Annotated in this window: 35 protein-coding genes; all 35 read left to right on the top strand. The window is 66.7% G+C overall.

The window, feature by feature from the left end; genetic code table 11:
- Positions 1-1,065 precede the first annotated feature (1,065 nt).
- The 35 genes from rpsL to rpsD all read left to right on the top strand — a co-directional run bounded on the left by rpsL (position 1,066) and on the right by rpsD (position 22,585).
- Complete coding sequence (gene rpsL / locus ABD841_RS11930) at positions 1,066-1,437, top strand: 30S ribosomal protein S12 (protein ID WP_184538225.1); 372 nt, start codon at positions 1,066-1,068, stop codon at positions 1,435-1,437.
- 2 nt (positions 1,438-1,439) lie between these two features.
- Positions 1,440-1,910 (top strand): 30S ribosomal protein S7, encoded by a 471-nt coding sequence (gene rpsG, locus ABD841_RS11925; RefSeq protein ID WP_184538227.1) that lies wholly within the window; start codon positions 1,440-1,442, stop codon positions 1,908-1,910.
- An 88-nt stretch (positions 1,911-1,998) separates the two neighbouring features.
- Positions 1,999-4,047: an elongation factor G gene (gene fusA, locus ABD841_RS11920; protein ID WP_425581977.1), complete on the top strand. Its 2,049-nt coding sequence runs from the start codon at positions 1,999-2,001 to the stop codon at positions 4,045-4,047.
- A gap of 155 nt (positions 4,048-4,202) precedes the next feature.
- On the top strand, positions 4,203-5,396 hold the full coding sequence (gene tuf / locus ABD841_RS11915) for an elongation factor Tu (RefSeq protein ID WP_344970597.1): 1,194 nt from the start codon (positions 4,203-4,205) through the stop codon (positions 5,394-5,396).
- A gap of 378 nt (positions 5,397-5,774) precedes the next feature.
- Positions 5,775-6,083: a 30S ribosomal protein S10 gene (gene rpsJ, locus ABD841_RS11910; RefSeq protein ID WP_012887830.1), complete on the top strand. Its 309-nt coding sequence runs from the start codon at positions 5,775-5,777 to the stop codon at positions 6,081-6,083.
- Positions 6,084-6,097: 14 nt separating this feature from the next.
- Positions 6,098-6,751, top strand: a complete 654-nt coding sequence (gene rplC / locus ABD841_RS11905) for a 50S ribosomal protein L3 (RefSeq protein ID WP_344970596.1) — start codon at positions 6,098-6,100, stop codon at positions 6,749-6,751.
- Complete coding sequence (gene rplD, locus ABD841_RS11900; protein ID WP_344970594.1) at positions 6,748-7,395, top strand: 50S ribosomal protein L4; 648 nt, start codon at positions 6,748-6,750, stop codon at positions 7,393-7,395. Before rplC ends, rplD begins: the two co-directional genes overlap by 4 nt.
- A complete protein-coding gene (gene rplW / locus ABD841_RS11895; RefSeq protein WP_344970593.1) occupies positions 7,395-7,694 on the top strand; it encodes a 50S ribosomal protein L23 in 300 nt (99 codons plus the stop codon). The genes rplD and rplW overlap by 1 nt, the downstream gene beginning before the upstream one ends.
- Before the next feature lie 90 nt (positions 7,695-7,784).
- Positions 7,785-8,621 carry a 50S ribosomal protein L2 gene (gene rplB / locus ABD841_RS11890; RefSeq protein ID WP_344970592.1) on the top strand — a complete coding sequence of 279 codons (837 nt, stop codon included), beginning with the start codon at positions 7,785-7,787 and terminating at the stop codon, positions 8,619-8,621.
- An 11-nt stretch (positions 8,622-8,632) separates the two neighbouring features.
- Positions 8,633-8,911 (top strand): 30S ribosomal protein S19, encoded by a 279-nt coding sequence (gene rpsS, locus ABD841_RS11885; RefSeq protein ID WP_068896536.1) that lies wholly within the window; start codon positions 8,633-8,635, stop codon positions 8,909-8,911.
- Positions 8,912-9,107: 196 nt separating this feature from the next.
- The gene (gene rplV, locus ABD841_RS11880; RefSeq protein WP_179819691.1) at positions 9,108-9,461 is read left to right on the top strand and encodes a 50S ribosomal protein L22; all 354 of its coding nucleotides are present in this window, start codon (positions 9,108-9,110) and stop codon (positions 9,459-9,461) included.
- Positions 9,461-10,303 (top strand): 30S ribosomal protein S3, encoded by an 843-nt coding sequence (gene rpsC / locus ABD841_RS11875; protein WP_344970589.1) that lies wholly within the window; start codon positions 9,461-9,463, stop codon positions 10,301-10,303. The genes rplV and rpsC overlap by 1 nt, the downstream gene beginning before the upstream one ends.
- A 2-nt stretch (positions 10,304-10,305) precedes the next feature.
- On the top strand, positions 10,306-10,725 hold the full coding sequence (gene rplP, locus ABD841_RS11870; RefSeq protein ID WP_344970587.1) for a 50S ribosomal protein L16: 420 nt from the start codon (positions 10,306-10,308) through the stop codon (positions 10,723-10,725).
- Positions 10,725-10,961 carry a 50S ribosomal protein L29 gene (gene rpmC, locus ABD841_RS11865; RefSeq protein ID WP_344970585.1) on the top strand — a complete coding sequence of 79 codons (237 nt, stop codon included), beginning with the start codon at positions 10,725-10,727 and terminating at the stop codon, positions 10,959-10,961. Before rplP ends, rpmC begins: the two co-directional genes overlap by 1 nt.
- Positions 10,954-11,235 (top strand): 30S ribosomal protein S17, encoded by a 282-nt coding sequence (gene rpsQ / locus ABD841_RS11860; RefSeq protein ID WP_344970583.1) that lies wholly within the window; start codon positions 10,954-10,956, stop codon positions 11,233-11,235. The genes rpmC and rpsQ overlap by 8 nt, the downstream gene beginning before the upstream one ends.
- A 181-nt stretch (positions 11,236-11,416) precedes the next feature.
- Complete coding sequence (rplN, locus tag ABD841_RS11855) at positions 11,417-11,785, top strand: 50S ribosomal protein L14 (RefSeq protein ID WP_068896541.1); 369 nt, start codon at positions 11,417-11,419, stop codon at positions 11,783-11,785.
- A gap of 8 nt (positions 11,786-11,793) precedes the next feature.
- On the top strand, positions 11,794-12,099 hold the full coding sequence (gene rplX / locus ABD841_RS11850; RefSeq protein WP_344970735.1) for a 50S ribosomal protein L24: 306 nt from the start codon (positions 11,794-11,796) through the stop codon (positions 12,097-12,099).
- Positions 12,099-12,674 (top strand): 50S ribosomal protein L5, encoded by a 576-nt coding sequence (gene rplE, locus ABD841_RS11845; protein WP_344970581.1) that lies wholly within the window; start codon positions 12,099-12,101, stop codon positions 12,672-12,674. The genes rplX and rplE overlap by 1 nt, the downstream gene beginning before the upstream one ends.
- A gap of 2 nt (positions 12,675-12,676) precedes the next feature.
- The gene (locus ABD841_RS11840; protein WP_012887844.1) at positions 12,677-12,862 is read left to right on the top strand and encodes a type Z 30S ribosomal protein S14; all 186 of its coding nucleotides are present in this window, start codon (positions 12,677-12,679) and stop codon (positions 12,860-12,862) included.
- A 143-nt stretch (positions 12,863-13,005) separates the two neighbouring features.
- Complete coding sequence (gene rpsH / locus ABD841_RS11835) at positions 13,006-13,404, top strand: 30S ribosomal protein S8 (RefSeq protein WP_344970580.1); 399 nt, start codon at positions 13,006-13,008, stop codon at positions 13,402-13,404.
- A 17-nt stretch (positions 13,405-13,421) separates the two neighbouring features.
- Positions 13,422-13,973, top strand: coding sequence for a 50S ribosomal protein L6 (gene rplF / locus ABD841_RS11830; RefSeq protein ID WP_344970578.1), 552 nt, complete (start codon positions 13,422-13,424; stop codon positions 13,971-13,973).
- 2 nt (positions 13,974-13,975) lie between these two features.
- Complete coding sequence (rplR, locus tag ABD841_RS11825) at positions 13,976-14,359, top strand: 50S ribosomal protein L18 (RefSeq protein ID WP_344970577.1); 384 nt, start codon at positions 13,976-13,978, stop codon at positions 14,357-14,359.
- Between the two features lie 34 nt (positions 14,360-14,393).
- Positions 14,394-15,026, top strand: a complete 633-nt coding sequence (rpsE, locus tag ABD841_RS11820; protein WP_184538256.1) for a 30S ribosomal protein S5 — start codon at positions 14,394-14,396, stop codon at positions 15,024-15,026.
- Between the two features lies 1 nt (position 15,027).
- A complete protein-coding gene (gene rpmD, locus ABD841_RS11815; protein ID WP_068896549.1) occupies positions 15,028-15,210 on the top strand; it encodes a 50S ribosomal protein L30 in 183 nt (60 codons plus the stop codon).
- A 2-nt stretch (positions 15,211-15,212) separates the two neighbouring features.
- Positions 15,213-15,668, top strand: a complete 456-nt coding sequence (gene rplO / locus ABD841_RS11810) for a 50S ribosomal protein L15 (RefSeq protein ID WP_184538258.1) — start codon at positions 15,213-15,215, stop codon at positions 15,666-15,668.
- Positions 15,669-15,844: 176 nt separating this feature from the next.
- On the top strand, positions 15,845-17,161 hold the full coding sequence (gene secY, locus ABD841_RS11805) for a preprotein translocase subunit SecY (RefSeq protein ID WP_344970575.1): 1,317 nt from the start codon (positions 15,845-15,847) through the stop codon (positions 17,159-17,161).
- A complete protein-coding gene (locus ABD841_RS11800; RefSeq protein ID WP_344970573.1) occupies positions 17,161-17,811 on the top strand; it encodes an adenylate kinase in 651 nt (216 codons plus the stop codon). The genes secY and ABD841_RS11800 overlap by 1 nt, the downstream gene beginning before the upstream one ends.
- A 115-nt stretch (positions 17,812-17,926) precedes the next feature.
- Complete coding sequence (map, locus tag ABD841_RS11795; protein ID WP_344970733.1) at positions 17,927-18,745, top strand: type I methionyl aminopeptidase; 819 nt, start codon at positions 17,927-17,929, stop codon at positions 18,743-18,745.
- Between the two features lie 31 nt (positions 18,746-18,776).
- Positions 18,777-19,214, top strand: coding sequence for a DUF1707 SHOCT-like domain-containing protein (locus ABD841_RS11790; RefSeq protein WP_344970571.1), 438 nt, complete (start codon positions 18,777-18,779; stop codon positions 19,212-19,214).
- Between the two features lie 111 nt (positions 19,215-19,325).
- Positions 19,326-19,799, top strand: a complete 474-nt coding sequence (locus tag ABD841_RS11785) for a hypothetical protein (protein ID WP_344970570.1) — start codon at positions 19,326-19,328, stop codon at positions 19,797-19,799.
- 740 nt (positions 19,800-20,539) lie between these two features.
- Entirely contained in the window at positions 20,540-20,761 is a 222-nt protein-coding gene (gene infA / locus ABD841_RS11780) for a translation initiation factor IF-1 (protein ID WP_184538268.1), read from the top strand.
- 24 nt (positions 20,762-20,785) lie between these two features.
- Complete coding sequence (gene rpmJ, locus ABD841_RS11775) at positions 20,786-20,899, top strand: 50S ribosomal protein L36 (RefSeq protein ID WP_003956441.1); 114 nt, start codon at positions 20,786-20,788, stop codon at positions 20,897-20,899.
- 208 nt (positions 20,900-21,107) lie between these two features.
- Positions 21,108-21,488: a 30S ribosomal protein S13 gene (rpsM, locus tag ABD841_RS11770; RefSeq protein ID WP_184538269.1), complete on the top strand. Its 381-nt coding sequence runs from the start codon at positions 21,108-21,110 to the stop codon at positions 21,486-21,488.
- Positions 21,489-21,533: 45 nt separating this feature from the next.
- On the top strand, positions 21,534-21,938 hold the full coding sequence (gene rpsK, locus ABD841_RS11765; protein WP_020542285.1) for a 30S ribosomal protein S11: 405 nt from the start codon (positions 21,534-21,536) through the stop codon (positions 21,936-21,938).
- Positions 21,939-21,958: 20 nt separating this feature from the next.
- Positions 21,959-22,585, top strand: a complete 627-nt coding sequence (rpsD, locus tag ABD841_RS11760; RefSeq protein ID WP_344970566.1) for a 30S ribosomal protein S4 — start codon at positions 21,959-21,961, stop codon at positions 22,583-22,585.
- The last annotated feature ends 85 nt before the right edge of the window (positions 22,586-22,670 follow it).

The following is a 22,670-nucleotide window of genomic DNA, read 5'->3' as shown; positions in this document are numbered from 1 at the left end:
CGCACCGCCACGAGGGTGCGGTGCGGCAACGCGATGGGCAGGCTTCGCGTTACGCGTGTCCGTGCTCCGCCGGAACGCCGCAGCGTGGGGCGGGTGCCGGTCCGGTCCCCACCGCCGGTCGTCGACCCGCACAGGGGCGGGAAGCGGGCGGGCGGTCCGGTGCCGGCGGGGCCGGGTACGGGGAGCGGCTCCGGGGAAGCGGGCGGTCCGGTCGGGCCGGGCGGTTCCGGGGAGGCGGGGTCCGGTTGGACCGGACGCCTCCGGGAGGTGGGCGGCCCGGTCGGGCCGGGCGGCCGGTGGAACGGGCCGGTGGACCGGTGCCTTGGGAGTTCACGCGGATCAGGGGTGGTGCCCTGGGCGTGCGTTCGGGCGGGCCGGGGACGTGATGCCTCGGGTGTCCGGGTGGATCAGGGACCGGTGCCCCGGGTGTCTGAGCGCGTTCTCCCGCTGAACGGGACGTGAACGTCAGGGTGATTCCGGGCGGCGGGTGCGGGCCGGGGCCGCCACGCCGACGACGGAATATGGACAGTCGGCTTAGCCGGGTGATAATGTGGACGTTTGCTTGGCAGGGTGCCTCCGGTGTCCGACCAAGGGACGAGCGTTGCCGATCTCCGGCATGGTCGCCGGGGGCCGTGTAACAGATCCCGGGTGCTCTGTGGAGATCAGTGATGTCGCCCGCTCCGGGTGGCCCGGCTGCTACGATTTCGGCAGCTTGAGCGGCCCGCGACCTCTGGGGAGGAACACGCTCCGGCAGTCGTTTTGACGGGCCGTGTCGAGCTGGGTAGCCTTACTCTTCGTGCCCGTGGTCTCATGGGCTCTCACGTGTGCGCTCCCGAGCGGGGTGTGCAGCGTGGCTCCTCCACCAGGCTCGGTCGTGGTTGTGCATGGCACGATGCGAGCGCGACACGCCCGAGCGCGGGGGTCGAAGTGCGAGGAAAACCAGCAGGTCATGACACCGGCAGAACCTGCGAAATGCACAATGGTGTGGAGAGACCGGCCCGCAGGGCCGAGTCGGCTCGACCCCATGACGACGTACCACCGGCCAAGGCGTGAAACGGAGATGTAGTGCCCACTATTCAGCAGCTGGTCCGAAAGGGCCGCCAGGACAAGGTCACCAAGACCAAGACTCCGGCGCTCAAGGCCAGCCCCCAGCGACGCGGCACCTGCATGCGCGTTTACACCACGACTCCCAAGAAGCCGAACTCCGCCCTCCGCAAGGTCGCGCGTGTCAAGCTCAGCAGCGGCATCGAGGTCACGGCCTACATCCCGGGTGTCGGCCACAACCTTCAGGAGCACTCCATCGTGCTCGTCCGTGGCGGTCGTGTTAAGGACCTGCCGGGTGTGCGCTACAAGATCGTTCGCGGTTCTCTCGACACCCAGGGTGTTCGTAACCGCAAGCAGGCCCGCAGCCGTTACGGCGCGAAGAAGGAGAAGTAAGAATGCCTCGCAAGGGTTCTCCTGGCCGTCGTCAGCTCATGGCTGACCCGGTTCACAACTCGCCCCTGGTCACCGCGCTGATCAACAAGGTGCTTCTGGACGGCAAGCGTTCCATCGCCCAGTCCATCGTGTACGGCGCTCTGGAAGGCGCCAGGGAGAAGACCGGCAACGACCCGGTCGTCACCCTGAAGCGCGCGCTGGACAACGTCAAGCCCACCCTTGAGGTCCGCAGCCGCCGCGTCGGTGGCGCGACCTACCAGGTCCCGGTCGAGGTGCGCGCCGCGCGCAGCACCACCCTGGCCCTGCGCTGGCTGGTGCAGTACGCCCGCGCTCGCCGCGAGAAGACCATGACCGAGCGCCTCATGAACGAACTGCTCGACGCCAGCAACGGCCTCGGCGCAAGCGTCAAGAAGCGCGAGGACACCCACAAGATGGCCGAGTCCAACAAGGCCTTCGCCCACTACCGCTGGTAACAGCGGGTTCCACGAGACGACAGAGGACGCGAGAGAAGTGGCCACCACGACCGCTCTTGACCTGGCCAAGGTCCGCAACATCGGGATCATGGCCCACATCGACGCGGGCAAGACCACGACGACCGAGCGCATCCTGTTCTACACCGGTATCAACTACAAGATCGGTGAGGTCCACGAGGGCGCAGCCACGATGGACTGGATGGAGCAGGAGCAGGAGCGTGGTATCACCATCACCTCCGCCGCGACCACCTGCGAATGGCTCGGCCACACGATCAACATCATCGACACGCCGGGCCACGTGGACTTCACGATCGAGGTGGAGCGTTCGCTCCGCGTCCTCGACGGTGCCGTCGCGGTGTTCGACGGCGTCGCCGGTGTCGAGCCGCAGTCGGAGACGGTCTGGCGCCAGGCCGACCGCTACGGCGTGCCCCGTATCTGCTTTGTCAACAAGATGGACCGGGTCGGCGCGGAGTTCCACCGCTGCGTCGACATGATGGTCAGCCGCCTGCACGCCACCCCCGCCGTCCTCCAGCTTCCCTGGGGCGTCGAGGCCGGCTTCAAGGGCGTCATCGACCTGGTGAAGATGAAGGGCCTCCTGTGGAGCGCCGAGGCCGCCAAGGGCGAGATGTACGAGGTCGTCGACATCCCGGCCGAGTACGCCGAGGCCGCCCGCGAGTGGCGTGACAAGCTCGTCGAGACCGTCTCCGAGAACGACGACGAGCTGATGGAGCTCTTCCTGGAGGGTGTCGAGCCCACCGAGGAGCAGCTGGTGGCGGCCATCCGCCGCGCCACGCTGTCCAGCGCCATCAACCCCGTCCTCACCGGCACCGCGTTCAAGAACAAGGGCGTGCAGCCCCTGCTCGACGCGATCGTCGCCTACCTCCCCGCGCCGACCGACATCCCGGCCTTCAAGGGCCACGCGGTCGGCAACGAGGAGGAGGTCGTCGAGCGTCACGCGGACCCGGAGGAGCCCTTCGCCGCGCTGGCCTTCAAGATCATGAGCGACCCCCACCTGGGCAAGCTCACCTACATCCGCATCTACTCCGGCACGCTGGAGTCCGGCAGCAGCGTGACCAACTCGGTCAAGGGCCGCAAGGAGCGGATCGGCAAGATCTACCAGATGCACGCGAACAAGCGCGAGGAGCGCCCGTCCGCGCACGCCGGTCAGATCGTGGCCGTCATGGGCCTGAAGGACACCACCACCGGTGACACCCTCTGCGACCCGGCCAACCAGGTCGTCCTGGAGTCGATGACGTTCCCGGCCCCGGTCATCAACGTCGCGATCGAGCCCAAGACCAAGGGCGACCAGGAGAAGCTGAGCACCGCGATCCAGCGCCTGGCCGAGGAGGACCCGTCCTTCCAGGTCCGTCGCGACGAGGAGACCGGTCAGACGGTCATCTGGGGCATGGGCGAGCTCCACCTGGAGATCCTCGTCGACCGGATGCGCCGCGAGTTCAAGGTCGAGGCCAACGTCGGCCGCCCGCAGGTGGCGTACCGCGAGACCATCCGCCGCAAGGTGGAGAAGATCGAGTACACCCACAAGAAGCAGACCGGTGGTTCCGGCCAGTTCGGCCGGGTCATCATCGACCTGGAGCCGCTGGGCGAGGGCAACGACGGCTACGAGTTCGTCAACGCCGTCAGCGGTGGCCGCATCCCCCGGGAGTACATCCCGTCGGTGGACGCGGGTTGTCAGGAGGCCGCCGAGTTCGGCGTGCTCGCCGGCTACCCCATGGTCGGGGTCAAGGTCACCCTGCAGGACGGTGCCTACCACGAGGTGGACTCGTCCGAAATGGCCTTCAAGATCGCTGGCTCGATGGCCTTCAAGGAGGCCGCGCGCAGGGCGGACGCCGTAATCCTGGAGCCGATGATGGCCGTCGAGGTCACCACGCCCGAGGACTACATGGGTGACGTCATCGGTGACCTCAACAGTCGCCGCGGGCAGATCCAGGCGATGGACGAGCGCGGTGGCAACCGCATCGTCAACGCGCTCGTGCCGCTGTCCGAGATGTTCGGCTACGTGGGCGACCTCCGTAGCAAGACCCAGGGCCGCGCGAGCTACAGCATGCAGTTCGACTCCTACGCGGAAGTGCCTGCGCACATCGCCAAGGAGATCGTCGCGAAGGTGCGGGGCGAGTAAGTCCGGCATCCTTTCGGTGCGGGAGGCGAGAAGATCGCCGCCCGCACCCGAGGGTGCGGGGCGAGAGCCTCTCGTCGGCCGGTTCCGTGAGGGACCGGCCTCCCCGAACCCGAATATGAAGACGCAAGTCACGTCAGTTCTCTAAGGAGAGACCAGTGGCCAAGGCCAAGTTCGAGCGGACCAAGCCGCACGTAAACATCGGCACCATTGGGCACATCGACCACGGCAAGACCACTCTGACCGCGGCGATCACCAAGGTGCTCCACGAGCGTTACCCGAACCTCAACGAGGCGACCCCGTTCGACAAGATCGACAAGGCGCCGGAGGAGAAGGCCCGCGGCATCACCATCTCCATCGCGCACGTCGAGTACCAGACCGAGAAGCGCCACTACGCTCACGTGGACTGCCCCGGTCACGCCGACTACGTGAAGAACATGATCACCGGTGCGGCCCAGATGGACGGCGCCATCCTCGTGGTCGCCGCCACCGACGGCCCGATGCCGCAGACGAAGGAGCACGTCCTCCTGGCCCGCCAGGTCGGCGTCCCCTACATCGTCGTGGCCCTCAACAAGGCCGACATGGTGGACGACGAGGAGATCCTGGAGCTCGTCGAGCTCGAGGTCCGCGAGCTCCTCTCGGCCCAGGAGTTCCCCGGCGACGACCTGCCGGTCGTCCGCGTCTCGGCGCTGAAGGCGCTCGAGGGCGACGAGAAGTGGGGCGACTCGATCATCGAGCTCATGACCGCCGTGGACGAGAACGTCCCCGAGCCGACCCGTGAGACCGACAAGCCGTTCCTCATGCCGATCGAGGACGTCTTCTCGATCACCGGTCGCGGCACCGTCGTCACCGGCCGTATCGAGCGCGGTGTCGTCAAGGTCAACGAGACCGTCGACATCATCGGCATCAAGGACACCAAGACCACGACCACGGTCACCGGTGTCGAGATGTTCCGCAAGCTCCTCGACGAGGGCCAGGCCGGTGACAACGTCGGTCTGCTCCTGCGTGGTATCAAGCGTGAGGACGTCGAGCGCGGTCAGTGTGTCATCAAGCCGGGCACCACGACCCCGCACACCGAGTTCGAGGCCCAGGTCTACATCCTGAGCAAGGACGAGGGCGGCCGCCACACGCCGTTCTTCAACAACTACCGTCCGCAGTTCTACTTCCGGACCACCGACGTGACCGGCGTGGTGAACCTCCCCGAGGGCACCGAGATGGTCATGCCGGGCGACAACACCGAGATGACGGTCCAGCTGATCCAGCCGGTCGCCATGGAGGACGGTCTCAAGTTCGCGATCCGCGAGGGTGGCCGCACCGTCGGTGCGGGTCGCGTGACCAAGATCATCAAGTAGTACGATCGCGGAGTGGCGGTCGGCCCTCGTCGCAGGGCCGGCCGTCGCGCCACGACAGGGCCCGTGCCGTACGGCACGCGGTCCCCGCAAGACCCACGAACCGTGATCTCGCAGTTGTTTCGGCCGCACGGTGACCGAAGTAACTGCCAGATCACGGAAGAAAGCGCAGATCGACTGCGTCTGCTACGTGGGACGCGTGCAGAGGACCCCGCCCGGCCGGGCGGACTCGGGCACCACGTGGAGAGAAAGTCGAGCCGGCGGTGGCCGGGACGTCACGGACGGCCCCGGAGCCGGTCGGCGAGACCGACTCGACCATGCACAGCGGCAACAGGCCGCACGTAACTTTTTCAGACGACAGCGAAGGACACCGAGGCCATTATGGCGGGACAGAAGATCCGCATTCGGCTCAAGGCCTATGACCACGAGGTCATCGACAGCTCGGCCAAGAAGATCGTCGAGACGGTGACAAGGACTGGCGCTAAGGTCGCGGGCCCGGTGCCGCTGCCGACCGAGAAGAACGTGTACTGCGTCATCCGCTCGCCGCACAAGTACAAGGACAGTCGCGAGCACTTTGAGATGCGCACGCACAAGCGGCTGATTGACATCATCGACCCGACGCCGAAGACGGTTGACTCGCTCATGCGGCTCGACCTCCCCGCCGGCGTTGACATCTCGATCAAGCTCTGAGGGAACGCACTGACATGGCTAAGCAGATCAAGGGCGTCCTGGGCAAGAAGCTCGGCATGACCCAGGTCTTCGACGCGGACAACCGGATGGTCCCGGTGACCGTCGTCGAGGCAGGTCCGTGTGTCGTGACCCGCGTCCGCACCGCGGAGAAGGACGGCTACTCCGCCGTCCAGCTGGGCTTCGGGCAGATCGACCCCCGGAAGGTCAACAAGCCGCTCGGCGACTACCTGCGCAAGCACAACATCACCCCGCGCCGTTACTTCGCGGAGATCCGCACCGACGACGCGAGCGAGTACACCCTCGGTCAGGAGCTCCTGGCTGACACCTTCGAGGCCGGCCAGTTCGTCGACGTGACGGGCAAGAGCAAGGGCAAGGGCTACGCGGGTGTCATGAAGCGCCACGGCTTCAGGGGTCTGGGTGCCTCGCACGGTACGCAGCGCAAGCACCGCTCGCCGGGTTCCATCGGTGGCTGCGCCACCCCGGGCCGCGTTTTCAAGGGCCTGCGCATGGCCGGTCGGATGGGCAACGTCCGCACGACCGTCCAGAGCCTGAAGGTCCACGCCGTGGACGTCGAGAAGGGCATCATCCTGATCAAGGGTGCGATCCCCGGCGCGAACGGCAGCCTGGTTCTCCTCCGTACCGCTGCCAAGAAGGGGGCTGCCAAGTGAGCACCATTGACGTCCTCGACGCGAGCGGCGCTAAGGCGGGCACCGTCGACCTGCCCGAGTCCGTCTTCGGCGCCAAGGTCAACATCCCGCTGATCCACCAGGTCGTCGTGGCCCAGCTCGCCGCCCGCCGGCAGGGCACCCACAAGGCCAAGACCCGCGGTGAGGTCAGCGGTGGCGGCAAGAAGCCGTACCGGCAGAAGGGCACCGGCCGCGCCCGTCAGGGCTCGACCCGCGCCCCGCAGTTCACCGGCGGTGGCACCGTCCACGGCCCGGTCCCGCGTGACTACACGCAGAAGACCCCGAAGAAGATGAAGGCCGCCGCCCTGCGCGGCGCCCTGTCCGACCGGGCGAACGGCGGCCGCGTCCACGTGGTCAGCGCCCTGGTCGAGGGGGAGACCCCCAAGACCAAGGCGGCTCTCCAGTCGCTCCGCAAGGTCACCGAGGCGCGCAGCGTCCTGGTCGTCGTCGACGAGGGTGACGAGCTCACCTGGCTGAGCCTGCGCAACGCCCCGGAGGTCCACCTCCTGGACGCCGGGCAGCTGAACACCTACGACGTGCTCTGCTACGACGACGTCGTTTTCACCCAGGCCGCCTACGACCAGGTCGTCGAGCGCCTGAGCAAGAGCGGGAAGGAAGACGCCTGATGGAGAAGATCGCCGACCCGCGCGACATCATCATCAAGCCGGTTGTCTCCGAGAAGAGCTACGGCCTGATCGACGAGCACAACAAGTACACGTTCCTGGTGCGGAAGACGGCCAACAAGACGCAGGTCAAGATCGCGGTTGAGAAGATCTTCGGCGTCAAGGTGGCCAGCGTGAACACCATCAACCGCCCGGGCAAGCGCAAGCGGACCCGCTCCGGCTACGGCCAGCGCCCCGACACCAAGCGGGCGATCGTCAGCCTGGCCGAGGGCGACCGGATCGACATCTTCGGTCAGGGCTGACCCGCTCGCTCAGTAAGTACAGGGAGAAGCCCCTCGCCGCCCGGCGGGGGGCATTCTCCCGGATTAACCGACGAAGGATGAACGAAAAAGATGGGCATCCGTAAACTCAAGCCGACGACCCCGGGTCGCCGCGGCGCCAGCGTCTCGGACTTCGCCGAGATCACGCGCAGCACGCCCGAGAAGTCGCTGCTTGCCCCCCTGCACAGCAAGGGCGGCCGTAACGTCCACGGCCGGGTGACCACCCGTCACCAGGGTGGTGGCCACAAGCGCGCCTACCGGATCATCGACTTCCGGCGCCACGACAAGGACGGGATCCCGGCCAAGGTCGCTCACATCGAGTACGACCCGAACCGCACCTCCCGCATCGCGCTGCTGCACTACGCCGACGGGGAGAAGCGCTACATCCTCGCCCCGACCGGCATCAAGCAGGGCGACCTCATCGAGAACGGCCCCACGGCCGACATCAAGCCGGGTAACTGCCTCCCGCTGCGCAACATCCCGACCGGTACCTTCATCCACGCGGTGGAGCTCCGTCCGGGCGGGGGCGCCAAGCTGGGCCGGTCCGCCGGCGCGCAGATCCAGCTTCTCGCCAAGGAGGGCCAGTACGCCACGCTGCGCATGCCCTCCGGCGAAATGCGCCAGGTCGACGTTCGCTGCCGGGCCTCCATCGGCCAGGTCGGCAACGCCGAGCAGGCCAACATCAACTGGGGTAAGGCCGGCCGTATGCGGTGGAAGGGCAAGCGCCCCACCGTCCGCGGTGTCGCGATGAACCCGGTCGACCACCCGCACGGTGGTGGTGAGGGTAAGACCTCCGGTGGTCGTCACCCCGTCAACCCCAAGGGCAAGCCCGAGGGTCGTACCCGTGCGGCGAACAAGGCCAGCGACCGGCTGATTATCCGTCGTCGGACTAAGCGGAAGAAGCGGTAGGAGCAGCCAAAATGCCACGTAGCCTTAAGAAGGGTCCCTTCGTGGACGACCACCTTCAGAAGAAGGTGGACGCCCAGAACGAGAAGGGCACCAAGAACGTCATCAAGACGTGGTCGCGGCGCTCCATGATCGTGCCCGACATGATCGGTCACACGATCGCCGTGCACGACGGCCGCAAGCACGTCCCGGTCTTCGTCACCGAGGCGATGATCGGTCACAAGCTCGGTGAGTTCGCTCCGACGCGGACGTTCCGCAGCCACGTCAAGGAAGACCGCCGCAGCCGGCGGTAAGCGCCTAGGGAGAGAAAGTCGAGCCGGGAACGGCCGGAAAGCGACAGCTCTGCCGATTGTTACAAGGCGAGACGGACTCGACCCATGAGGGGAGAGAAAGTCGAGCCGGGAACGGCCGGAAAGCGACAGCTGTACCGGATGTTGCAAGGCAAGACGGACTCGACCGATACGAAGCAGAAGGTAAGAGGAGTAAGCGATGGAAGCCAGGGCTCAGGTGCGGTTCGCGCGCCACACGCCCATGAAGGCCCGCCGCGTGGTGGACCTCATTCGCGGGCTGCCCGCTTCGGAGGCGCAGGCCGTGCTGCAGTTCGCTCCCCAGGCGGCGAGCGAGACCGTGTACAAGGTGCTGTCCAGCGCCATTGCGAACGCGGAGCACAACTTCAAGCTCGACCGCGACACGCTCTTCGTGAGCCGTGCCTGGGTCGACGAGGGCCCGACGCTGAAGCGGTTCCGTCCCCGCGCTCAGGGTCGCGCCTATCGGATCAACAAGCGGACCAGCCACATCACCGTGATCGTGGAGTCCCGCGAGCCGAAGGGGAGGACCCGCTAGTGGGTCAGAAGGTCAACCCGCACGGGTTCCGCCTCGGCGTCACGACCGACTTCAAGAGCCGGTGGTATGCCGACAAGCTCTACAAGTCGTATGTCGCCGAAGACGTGGCGATCCGCCGCATGCTGAAGAAGGGCATGGAGCGGGCCGGCATTTCCAAGGTCGAGATCGAGCGGACCACCGACCGGGTTCAGGTCGACATCCACACCGCCCGTCCGGGCATCGTCATCGGCCGCCGTGGCGCCGAGGCGGACCGGATCCGCGGTGACCTCGAGAAGCTGACCAAGAAGCAGGTCCAGCTCAACATCCTCGAGGTCAAGAACCCTGAGATCGACGCCCAGCTCGTCGCCCAGGGCGTGGCCGAGCAGCTGTCCAGCCGCGTCTCGTTCCGTCGGGCGATGCGCAAGGCGATGCAGTCGGCGATGAAGAGCGGCGCCAAGGGCATCCGGGTGCAGTGCTCCGGCCGTCTCGGCGGCGCTGAGATGTCCCGCTCGGAGTTCTACCGCGAGGGCCGCGTGCCCCTGCACACGCTCCGCGCCGACATCGACTACGGCCTGTACGAGGCCCGCACCACCTTCGGCCGCATCGGCGTCAAGGTGTGGATCTACAAGGGCGAGGCTCCGACCAGCCGCGCCGAGCGCGAGGCGGCCGCCGCCGGCGCTCGCGCGAGCCAGCGTCGTGACGACCGTCGTGGCGCCGGTGCCGGCGGCGACCGTCCCCGTCGCGGTGCCGGTGGCGCCCGTCGGGGTGCCGGCCGCGGCGACCGCGCCCCCAGGAACGAGGCGGCTTCGCAGGCCGCCCCCGAGACCGGCCCGGCTGCGCAGCCGGGTGCTGAAGGGAGCTGACCATGCTGATCCCGCGCAGGGTCAAGCACCGCAAGCAGCACCGGCCCGACCGCTCCGGCGCCGCCAAGGGCGGCACCAGGGTCGTGTTCGGCGAGTTCGGCATTCAGGCGCTTGAGCACTCCTACGTGACCAACCGCCAGATCGAGTCGGCTCGTATCGCCATGACCCGCCACATCAGGCGTGGTGGAAAGGTCTGGATCAACATCTACCCGGACCGTCCGCTCACCAAGAAGCCGGCCGAGACCCGCATGGGTTCCGGTAAGGGTTCGCCGGAGTGGTGGATCGCCAACGTCAAGCCCGGTCGCATCATGTTCGAGCTGTCGGGCGTCGCGGAGCCGGTGGCTCGCGAGGCGCTCCGCCGTGCGATGCACAAGCTCCCGATGAAGTGCCGGTTCGTCAAGCGTGAAGTGGGTGAGGCGTGATGGCTAAGGGCCTGACCGCCGGTGAGCTGCGGGCGGAGGACCAGGACGCCCTGGTCACGAAGCTGAAGGAAGCCAAGGAGGAGCTCTTCAACCTCCGCTTCCAGGCCGCGACCGGCCAGTTGGAGAACCACGGGCGGCTGCGCGCCGTCCGCCGCGAGATCGCCCGTATCTACACCGTGATGCGCGAGCGCGAGCTCGGGATCGTGACGGTAGAGAAGGAGTCGATCGATGGCTGAGGCCACGGAGAGCACGACCACGGCGCGGAACTACCGCAAGACCCGTGAGGGTCTGGTCGTCAGTGACAAGATGGACAAGACCGTCGTCGTCGCTGTCGAGGACCGCGTCAAGCACCCCCTGTACGGCAAGGTCATCCGCCGGACGACCAAGTACAAGGCCCACGACGAGGCCAACTCGGCCGGTGTCGGCGACCGCGTCCTCCTGATGGAGACCCGGCCGCTGTCCGCCACCAAGCGGTGGCGTGTCGTCGAGATCCTCGAGAAGGCCAAGTAAGCTACACGCCTCGTGGGGGGTGGCGCCGTCACCCCCCACGACGGTGTCCAAGGGGGCGGAGCGATCTTCGCCCCGCCTGCGGCGGCGGTCCGGCAAAGACTGTCGCCGGGGGAAAAAGACCCAGCAGGTTCCGCAAGGCTCACCCAGCGGGTGAGAACCAGCGAGACAAACAGGAGTTCAAGTGATCCAGCAGGAGTCGCGGCTCAAGGTCGCCGACAACACTGGTGCGAAGGAAGTCCTTTGCATCCGTGTGCTCGGCGGTTCGGGCCGGCGCTACGCGGGAATCGGCGACATCATCGTCGCCACGGTCAAGGACGCCATTCCGGGCGGCACCGTGAAGAAGGGCGACGTGGTCAAGGCCGTCGTCGTCCGCACTGTCAAGGAGCGCCGCCGGCCCGACGGCTCCTACATCCGCTTCGACGAGAATGCCGCCGTCATCATCAAGGACAGCGGCGACCCGCGGGGCACCCGTATTTTCGGCCCGGTCGGACGTGAGCTGCGTGACAAGAAGTTCATGCGCATCATCTCGCTCGCGCCGGAGGTGCTGTAATGCCGAAGCTGCATGTGAAGAAGGGTGACCTCGTACAGGTCATCGCCGGCAAGGACAAGGGTGCCAAGGGTCGCGTCATCGCCGCCCTCCCGCGCGAGGAGCGCGTGGTGGTCGAAGGCGTCAACCTGATCAAGAAGCACTCCAAGGAGACCCACCAGGGTCCGCGCGGCGCCAAGAGCGGCGGTGTGCAGACGATGGAGGCTCCCATCCACGTGAGCAACGTCAAGAAGCTCAAGGATGACGAGAAGCCTGCCAAGAAGGAGAAGGCCGACAAGGTCAAGGCCGACTCCGACGAGACGGGTGAGGACAACTGATGACCGCGAACATCACCGAGACCGAGCGGGTCGTCCCGCGCCTCAAGCAGCGCTACCGCGAAGAGATCATCGCGAAGCTGAACGAGGAGTTCGGGTTCGAGAACATCATGCTGGTGCCCACCATCACCAAGATCAAGGTGAACATGGGCGTCGGCGAGGCCGCGCGTGACTCGAAGCTCATCGAGGGCGCCGTCCGTGACCTCACCGCGATCACCGGTCAGAAGCCGGCCGTCGTCCGCGCCCGCAAGTCCATCGCCCAGTTCAAGCTGCGCGAGGGCATGCCGATCGGCGCGCACGTCACGCTCCGCGGCGACCGCATGTGGGAGTTCCTCGACAGGCTGCTGTCGCTGGCCCTGCCGCGTATCCGCGACTTCCGCGGTCTGTCGCCCAAGCAGTTCGACGGCAACGGCAACTACACCTTCGGTCTCACCGAGCAGGTCATGTTCCACGAGATCGACCAGGACAAGGTCGACCGCCAGCGGGGCATGGACATCACGGTCGTGACCACCGCTAAGACCGACGACCAGGGCCGGGCGCTGCTGAAGCACCTCGGCTTCCCCTTCAAGGAGGCCTGATCATGGCGAAGACGTCGCTCAAGGTCAAGGCCGCTCGCAAGGCCAAGTTCGAGGTCCGGGCGTACACTCGGTGCTCGCGCTGTGGCCGTCCCCGCGCCGTTTACCGGAAGTTCGGCCTGTGCCGCATCTGCTTCCGCGAGATGGCGCACCGGGGCGAGCTGCCCGGCATCACCAAGTCGAGCTGGTAGCCGTCCGCGCGGCCCCGCGATGATCGTGGGCCCGCGCGGCGCCGGCCCGGCACAGAAGTTCGTATTCACCGGGCGCCGACTCAGGCGCCCATGACCGCACCGCAGGTCCCTTGGGGAAACCGCGGTGAGGAAGGCCACCGGCCATGACGATGACCGACCCGATCGCAGACATGCTGACGCGTCTGCGAAACGCGAACTCGGCGTACCACGACAGCGTGGCCATGCCGTACTCGAAGATCAAGGCGCACATCGCCGAGATCCTCCAGCAGGAGGGCTACATCCAGGCCTGGAGCGTCGAAGACGCCAAGGTCGGCAAGAACCTCGTGGTGGAGCTCAAGTTCGGGCCGAGCCGTGAGCGGTCGCTCACTGGCCTGCGCCGGGTTTCCAAGCCCGGTCTGCGGGTCTATGCGAAGAAGGACAACCTGCCCCGAGTCCTGGGCGGACTGGGCGTCGCGATCATCTCGACGTCCGGCGGTCTCATGACGGACAAGCAGGCCAGCAAGCGTGGAGTGGGCGGGGAAGTCCTCGCCTTCGTTTGGTAGAGGGGAGAGAGAACAGCATGTCGAGAATCGGACGGCTGCCCATCCCCGTTCCCAGCGGAGTGGACGTCACCATCGACGGCCGGGATGTCACGGTCAAGGGGCCCAAGGGCACGCTTTCGCACACCATCGCTGAGCCGATCGAGATCAGCAAGGGCGACGACGGTTCCCTGACCGTCACCCGCCCCAGCGACGAGAACAAGATCCGTGCGCTGCACGGCCTGTCCCGCACCCTGGTCGCCAACATGGTGACCGGTGTCACCCAGGGCTACTCCAAGACCCTGGAGATCGTGGGTGTCGGTTACCGCGTCGAGGCCAAGGGCCCGACGCAGCTGGAGTTCGCCCTGGGCTTCAGCCACCGGGTGACCGTCGACGCCCCCGAGGGCATCACCTTCCGCGTCGAGAGGCCGACCGGACCCGGTGTGTTCCACGTGGACGGCATCGACAAGCAGAAAGTCGGCGAGGTCGCCGCGAACATCCGGAAGCTGCGCAAGCCCGAACCGTACAAGGGCAAGGGCGTTCGCTACCAGGGTGAAGTTGTCCGCCGCAAGGTCGGAAAGGCTGGTAAGTAGGCATGGCTGGCAAGACTGCGTTCGGCAAGCACACGGCCGCCCGCGCCGTCTCGCGGGCCCGCCGCCACGGCCGAGTCCGCAAGAAGGTCGTCGGTACGGCCGAGCGTCCGCGCCTGGTCGTCAACCGCTCCACGAGGCACCTGTTCGTCCAGATCGTCGACGACTCCCAGGGCCACACGCTGGTGAGCGCCTCCACGATGGACGCCTCCCTGCGCTCCGCCGAGGGTGCCAAGACCGACAAGGCGAAGCAGGTCGGCGAGCTTCTCGCTCAGCGGGCCAAGGCAGCCGGGATCACCGCGGTGGTGTTCGACCGCGGTGGCAACCGCTACGCGGGTCGCATCGCGGCGCTCGCGGACAGCGCCCGCGAAGGCGGGCTGGAGTTCTGATGGCCCGTCTTACGAATGAGAAGAGGAACCACTGATGGCTGGAGCTCCGCGTCGCGGAGGCGCCGCCGGTGGCGAGCGGCGTGACGGTCGTCGTGACGACCGCCGCGGCGGCAACGCTGACAAGGGCGTCTCGTACATCGAGCGCGTTGTAAAGATCAATCGAGTGGCCAAGGTCGTGAAGGGTGGTCGTCGCTTCAGCTTCACCGCCCTCGTCATCGTCGGTGACGGCAACGGCCTGGTCGGCGTCGGCTACGGCAAGGCCAAGGAAGTCCCCGCGGCCATCGCCAAGGGCGTCGAAGAGGCCAAGAAGCACTTCTTCCGGGTGCCGCGCATCCAGGGCACCATCCCGCACATCGTGCAGGGTGAAGAGGCCGCCGGTGTCGTCTTCCTCCGCCCGGCCTCGCCCGGTACCGGTGTCATCGCCGGTGGTCCGGTGCGCGCCGTGCTGGAGTGCGCCGGCATCCACGACGTGCTGTCCAAGTCGCTCGGCTCGGACAACCCGATCAACATCGTGCACGCGACCGTCGCCGCTCTGAAGGGCCTCAGCCGCCCCGAGGAGATCGCGGCCCGTCGCAACCTGCCGATCGAGGACGTCGCCCCCAAGGCGATGCTCAAGGCTCGTGCCGAGGGCCTCGCCGAGGCCGCGGCCGCGAAGGCGGTGAGCTGACATGGCGCGCCTGAAGATCACGCAGGTCCGCTCGAAGATCGGCGGCAAGCAGAACCAGCGCGACTCGCTGCGCTCGCTCGGTCTGAAGCGAATCGGTGACGTCGTCGTCAAGGAAGACCGCCCGGAGATCCGCGGCATGGTCTCCGTGGTGACGCACCTCGTCACCGTGGAAGAGGTCGACTAGACATGGCAGAGAACACTCCGCTCCGTATCCACCACCTGCGTCCGGCTCCCGGCGCCAACAAGTCGAAGGTCCGCAAGGGTCGCGGCGAGGCGTCCAAGGGCAAGACCGCGGGTCGCGGTACCAAGGGCACGACGGCCCGGAACACCGTTCCGCTCGGCTTCGAGGGTGGCCAGGTTCCGCTCCAGCGGCGCCTGCCCAAGTTCAAGGGTTTCTCCAACGCCCTGTTCAAGACGACCTACCAGGTCGTCAACCTCGACAGGCTCGGTGAGCTGTTCCCGGAGGGCGGCGACGTCACCGTCGACACCCTGATCGCCAAGGGTGCGGTTCGCAAGAACCAGCCCGTCAAGGTGCTGGGAACCGGCGAGATCTCCGTGGCGTTGAACGTGCAGGCGCACGCCTTCTCCGCCAGCGCGAAGGAGAAGATCGCCGCTGCCGGGGGCTCCGTCTCCGAGCTGTAGGCATCACCACGCGGCGCGGGGGCTCATTATGGGCCCCCGCGCCCGTAGTGCGTTAGAGTTCGCTGAACAGTGAGCCTCGACTCATTTCCTTGGGCTCATTGACAGGACATGGCAGAGATGGATCACCCCCGCACCATCGCCGACCGACCTCGCCTTTCAGGCGCGCAGGAGGGACCGTGCTGACCGCATTTACCCGAGCGTTCCGTACGCCGGACCTGCGTAAGAAGTTGCTCTTCACTCTGGGCATCATCGCGCTGTTCCGGCTTGGGTCGGTTCTTCCGACCCCGGGTGTGCACACCGAGAACATCAGCCGCTGTCTCACCCAAGCCCAGGCGGGGGACGCGGGCAATATCTATGGAATGGTGCAGCTGTTCAGCGGCGGCGCCCTTCTGAAACTTTCAGTGTTCGCCCTCGGCATCATGCCGTACATCACGGCGAGCATCATCCTTCAACTTCTGGTCGTGGTCATCCCGCGTCTGGAGGCCCTCAAGAAGGAGGGGCAGTCCGGACAGGCGAAGATCACCCAGTACACCCGTTACCTGACGATCGGTCTGGCCGTTCTCCAGTCGACCGCCTTCATCGCCCTGGCCCGGACCGGGCAGCTCTTCCCGCAGTGCCAGCAGGAGATCCTCCTCGACAAGGACAACGTCTTCGCCATCGTCACGATGGTGCTGACGATGACCGCGGGAACCTCCGTCGTCATGTGGCTGGGCGAGCTCATCACCGACCGCGGCATCGGCAACGGCATGTCCATCCTGATCTTCACTCAGGTCATCGCGGTCTTCCCGGCCGAGCTGATGAACATCGCCCGGCAGAAGGGCGCCTTCATCTTCGCGGTGGTCATCGCCGTCGGCCTCGCGATGATCGCCCTGGTGGTCATGGTGGAGCAGGCGCAGCGCCGGATCCCGGTCCAGTACGCCAAGCGCATGGTCGGCCGCCGGATGTACAGCGGCACCTCGACCTACATCCCGCTGAAGGTGAACCAGGCCGGCATCATCCCGGTCATCTTCGCCTCCTCGCTGCTCTACCTCCCGCAGCTGGTCACGACGCTGTTCAGCAGCACCCAGGAGGAGCCGAACGCGGTCGTCCAGTGGATCCAGCAGAACCTGGTCACGGGCGACACCCCGGCCTACATGATCACGTTCTTCCTGCTGATCGTTTTCTTCACGTACTTCTACGTGTCCATTACCTTCAACCCCGTTGAAGTCGCCGACAACATGAAGAAGTACGGTGGGTTCATCCCGAGCGTCCGCCCGGGTCGCCCGACGGCTGAGTACCTGAACTATGTTCTTACGCGACTCACCGCTCCTGGCGCGTTGTATCTGGGACTGATCTCCATGGTGCCGATCGTCGCGCTGGCGCTCGTCGGCGCGAGTCAGAACTTCCCGTTCGGAGGGACGAGCATTCTGATCATGGTTGGTGTCGGCCTTGACACCGTGAAGCAGATCGAGAGCCAGCTGCAGCAGCGCAACTACGAAGGTTTCCTGAAGTAGTGCGTCTCGTCCTGGTCGGGCCCCCCGGAGCGGGTAAGGGGACGCAGGCCCAGTTCATCGCATCGAACCTGTCCATCCCGAAGATCTCGACAGGGGACATCTTCCGTGCCAACGTCTCGGGCGGCACGGAACTCGGCAAGCTTGCCAAGGAGTACATGGACCGCGGCGACCTCGTGCCCGACGAGGTGACCATCGCGATGGTCCGCGACCGCCTCTCGGAGAGCGACGTGCAGGACGGTTTCCTGCTCGACGGCTTCCCCAGGAACGTGCCTCAGGCCGAGATCCTGAAGAAGATGCTCGCCGAGTTCGGGGTCGCCCTGGACATCGTGCTGGAACTCGTGGTCGACGACGAGGAGGTCGTCCGCAGACTCGCGGGACGTCGCACCTGCAGCCAGTGCGGACGCATCTGGCACGTCGACTTCGACGACAAGAAGGACGACATCTGCGACGCCTGCGGAGGCCGGCTCTACCAGCGCGACGACGACAAGGAGGAGACCGTCAGGCACCGCCTGGAGGTCTACCAGGAGCAGACCGCCCCCCTGGTGTCCTTCTACGCCGACGAGGGCATCCTGGTGGGCGTCGACGCCACCGGTCCGGTGGAGGAGGTCACCCAGCGCGCGATGGAGGCCCTCAGCCCTTTCATCGGCTGAAAGCGTCCCCCGGCACGCCATCCATGGCTTCCCATGGGTGGCGTGCTGTCGTTTAGGGCACAATCGGGGGAATTGGGCTGCCAAACTGCCCGTTTAACCACCCCGGGGGGTGTACGTGTTCAAAAGGAACAAGCACGGAATTCAGCTGAAGACGCCCGAGCAGTTGGAGAAGATGCGGGCGGCGGGCCTGGTGGTCGGCCGTACGCTGCAGCTGCTCAGGGAGAGCGTCCAGCCGGGCATGACGCCGCTGGACCTCGACGCGATCGCGGAGAAGGCGATCCGGGACGAGGGGGCGATCCCCTCCTTCAAGGGCTACCAGGGCTTTCCGGCGACCATCTGCGCGTCGGTGAACCACGAGGTCGTTCACGGCATCCCGAGTGACCGGCGTCCGCTCCGGGAGGGGGACATCATCTCGATCGACTGCGGAGCGATCCTGGACGGCTGGCACGGCGACTCGGCCGTCACGGTGCCCGTCGGCGAGGTGGACCCCGCGCTGACCGAGCTGATGCGGGTCACCGAGGAGGCCATGTGGCGGGGCATCGCGGCGCTCACCGTGGGCCGCCACCTGTCCGACATCGGCCACGAGGTGGAGAAGTACGTCCGGTCCCAGGGGCGCTACGGCATCCCGCAGGAGTACGGCGGACACGGCATCGGCACCGAGATGCACATGGACCCGTGGGTCGCCAACCACGGTAAGCCGGGCCGGGGCCCGCGTTTCGAGGCGGGCATGTGCTTCGCGGTGGAGCCGATGGTCAACCTCGGCACCGACCGGACCAGGGTGCTGGCCGACGACTGGACCGTCGTGACCACCGACGGAAAGGCCTCCGCGCACTTCGAGCACAGCGTCGCCGTGACGGATAATGGGCCGTGGGTACTGACCGCCCTTGACGGGGGGAAGGAGCGGCTTGCCGGGCTGTCGGGACAGGCGGGCTAGGTGAGCCCGCCGACGAGCGGGAGTGATCGACATGGCGGTTGAACCGGGCATGCGAGCCTCTGACGGCGACCGCGACAAGGTGGCTTCCGTCCTGCGTGAGCACTACGCGCAGGGCCGGCTCACCAGTGAGGAGTTCGACGAGCGTCTGGAGCAGCTCTACGCGAGCAAGACGTACGGTGAGCTCGCCACCCTCACCTCCGACCTGCCCGACGTCGACCTGAGCCGGCTCCCCGAGGCCTCCGCCCGCGCCAAGGACGTCGAGCGCAAGACGGAGGGCGGAGATCTCACGATCGCGTGGAGCGTCTGGGCGACGGCCAGCGGGATCAACTGGATGATCTGGTTCATCATCGGTGCGACCGACGGCTTCGACTTCCCCTATCCGTGGCCGCTGTGGGTCATGGGGCCGTGGGGCGTGGTGCTGCTGGTGGGCACCGTCGTCGGAGCCCTCGGCAAGGGACGGAACCGGTAATAGTGCGCTTTGCCCCTTGAGTGTGCATTCCTCCGCAGAAGGAAGGCTTGCGGCTTCCTAACGTAAGCGGTGTCCACGGGACGGAACCCCTTACACAGGAGGAACACCACCATGAGCACGATGCGCGCGATCATCGCCGGAACCGCCCTGGCCGGTTCCCTGCTCGCCGGCACCGCCGCCGCTCCCGCGGCGATGGCCTCGACCGCCGGAACGGCGGTGGGCGCGGCCGCTCAGGAGGCCCAGGGCGCCAAGCACTTCTTCGGCCCCTACTACTCCAAGTTCGGCGGCGGTGAGAGCTTCGGCAAGCGCTCCTACTTCAAGGGCTACTGGACCAAGAGCGGCGGCCGGTACTGGTTCTACGGCGGCCTGTTCGACCGCGACCGCGACCGTCAGTACAGCTACGTGTGGTTCAAGTGGCACGACCGCTTCGGTCACCACACCAAGGTTTTCAAGACCTTCGGTCACTCGGGCTTCTCGAAGTTCGGCGGGTTCAGCAAGAGCAAGGGCTTCGACGACTTCAAGATCCGGGTGTGCGAGGGCACCGACAAGTTCGACGACTGCGGCGGCTGGGGTGACGCCTTCTAGGCCCGCGCCGGCACCGTGACCCCGGGATCCCCGTCCGGGGACCACGCGATCCTCGTGAAGGCAGGGGGAGGCCTTTACGGGAACCACCCGTCGAGAAGCCTCCGGTGCCCGGGCGCCGGGGGCTTCCGCGTGTTCGTCGGCGTTCCGGGTGTCCTGATCAGGGGCGGACATCCGGGGCGTGACAAGAGAGGCGCGGGCGGGCGCCGGACGGACAGAGACATGGGCAGGCACGGTGCGGACAGAGACATGGGCGGGCACCGCGCGGTCAGAGGTGCCGGCGGGCGCGGTGCGGGTGCGTCGTGGGCCGGGGGGAGCGCTTCCGCGGCCCGCAACGGCGGTGTGTCCCGGTGTCCCGGTGTCCTGCTCTGCCGCTGGAGGCGGCGTACGTCCCGGTGCCTCGCCCCGCCGGTGACGGTGGTGCGTGCCCGTGCCCGTGCCCGTGTCGGTGTCCCGGTCGGTGACGGTGGTGCGGGCCCATGTCGGTGTCCCGCCCCTGACGGTGGCCCGTGCCCTGCTCGCGCTCGCCTCGACGGGAAACTGGGGTATCCTGGTTAGCAGTTGTGTCAGGGTACCGGCCGTGCGTTTCGCATTTCCTCGCCCGGTGCCGTACACTCCTTCTTCGGTTCACTATGACCATTGCGCATCGGCGGTGTCGCAACCGTCGCTCTCATCGAAGTGCATGGTCGCGGCTGCTTAGTGTTCCGAAGCCTCAGACGACCGATCAGTGAAACGCGAGGGACATGGCCAAGAAAGACGGCGCCATCGAGATCGAGGGCACTGTGGTTGAGTCGCTCCCGAACGCGATGTTCCGGGTGCAGCTCGACAACGGCCATAAGGTCCTGGCCCACATCAGCGGGCGGATGCGGATGCACTACATCCGGATTCTTCCTGACGACAGGGTTGTCGTCGAACTGAGCCCCTACGACCTCGGTCGTGGGCGGATCGTCTACCGGTACAAGTAAGCGTCTGAGGGACGAGTAAGGACTATGAAGGTCAAGCCGAGCGTCAAGAAGATCTGTGACAAGTGCAAGGTGATCCGCCGGCACGGTCGCGTCATGGTGATCTGCGACAACCTGCGCCACAAGCAGCGTCAGGGCTAGTCGTAACAGCAGTCCCGCAAGAGTCCGCTCAGAAGAGGCGGACTCGACCCATGTAGGGACACAAAGTCATCGCGTCTCACACCCGCGCAGGCGGCACCAGCCGTACCACGCGAGAGACCCCCGGTCGGAGGCCGGGGCCCTCACCCCGGGCATGGGGAGGGGAAGTGCGGCGTAGGACCTCCGCCACAACGAAGGAGAATGCCCGACCATGGCTCGCCTGGTTGGCGTCGACCTCCCCCGCGACAAGCGGCTGGAGATCGCTCTCACCTACATCTACGGAATCGGTCGCACCCGCGCGCTCGAGACCCTCAAGGCCACCGGCGTGAGCGGCGACCTCCGGGTCCACCAGCTCACCGACGAAGAGCTCGTCCCGCTGCGTGACTACATCGAGGCCAACTTCAAGATCGAGGGTGACCTCCGCCGCGAGGTCCAGGCCGACATCCGTCGCAAGATCGAGATTCAGTGCTACCAGGGCATCCGGCACCGCCGTGGCCTTCCCGTGCACGGTCAGCGTACGCAGACCAACGCGCGCACCCGCAAGGGCAAGAAGAAGACCGTGGCCGGCAAGAAGAAGCCCGGTAAGAAGTAGTCCGCGTAGCCGCAGGACCGAAGACCTCAGGAGTGAAGGCAAGCAATGCCTCCTAAGAGCCGCCAGGGTGCCCCGAAGAAGGTGCGCCGCAAGGAAAAGAAGAACGTCGCTCACGGCCACGCCCACATCAAGAGCACGTTCAACAACACGATCGTCTCGATCACCGACCCGAACGGGAACGTGATCTCCTGGGCCAGCGCCGGCCACGTCGGGTTCAAGGGCTCCCGTAAGTCCACCCCGTTCGCCGCGCAGATGGCCGCGGAGAACGCCGCTCGCCGCGCCATGGAGCACGGCATGCGCAAGGTCGACGTCTTCGTCAAGGGCCCCGGCTCCGGCCGTGAGACCGCGATCCGCTCGCTGCAGGCGACCGGCCTCGAGGTCGGGTCCATCCAGGACGTCACCCCCGTGCCGCACAACGGCTGCCGTCCGCCCAAGCGCCGCCGCGTCTGACGCCAGGAGATAGAGAGAAAATGGCTCGTTACACGGGTGCGGACTGCAAGCTCTGCCGCCGCGAGAAGACCAAGCTCTTCCTCAAGGGCAAGAAGTGCGAGTCCGCGAAGTGCCCCATCGAGATCCGTCCTTACCCGCCGGGTGAGCACGGCCGCGGCCGTCCGAAGGAGTCGGAGTACCAGCTCCAGCTCCGGGAGAAGCAGAAGACCCGCCGCATCTACGGCGTCCTCGAGAAGCAGTTCCACAACTACTACGAGGAAGCCAACCGCAAGAGCGGCAAGACCGGTGAGAACCTCCTCCAGATCCTGGAGAGCCGTCTCGACAACGTGATCTACCGCGCCGGTTTCGCCGAGTCCCGCGATGCCGCCCGCCAGCAGGTCCGTCACGGCCACATCCTGGTGAACGGCAAGAAGGTCGACATCCCGTCGTACCGCGTGCGCGAGCACGACATCGTCGAGGTCCGCGAGAAGTCGCGCAACCTCATGCCCTACGAGGTGGCCCGCGCCACCGCCGGTGACAAGACGTACCCGGCGTGGCTGGGCGTCGTCCCGGACGCCATGCGCGTCCTGGTCCACCAGCTCCCGGTCCGTCAGCAGATCGACACCCAGGTCCAGGAGCAGCTGATCGTCGAGCTCTACTCCAAGTAGCGGCTCCTCCGGGTGCCGTGCGGCGGACGTCGCACGGCACCTATGCTCGTTGTTCGAGCGGCGTCATATAGCGGGCGCCGCCATG

Source organism: Streptosporangium fragile, assembly GCF_039534445.1.
Classification (GTDB): domain Bacteria; phylum Actinomycetota; class Actinomycetes; order Streptosporangiales; family Streptosporangiaceae; genus Streptosporangium; species Streptosporangium fragile.
Note: the sequence above shows the minus strand (reverse complement) of the source record. Positions and strands in the feature narration are given on the sequence as shown.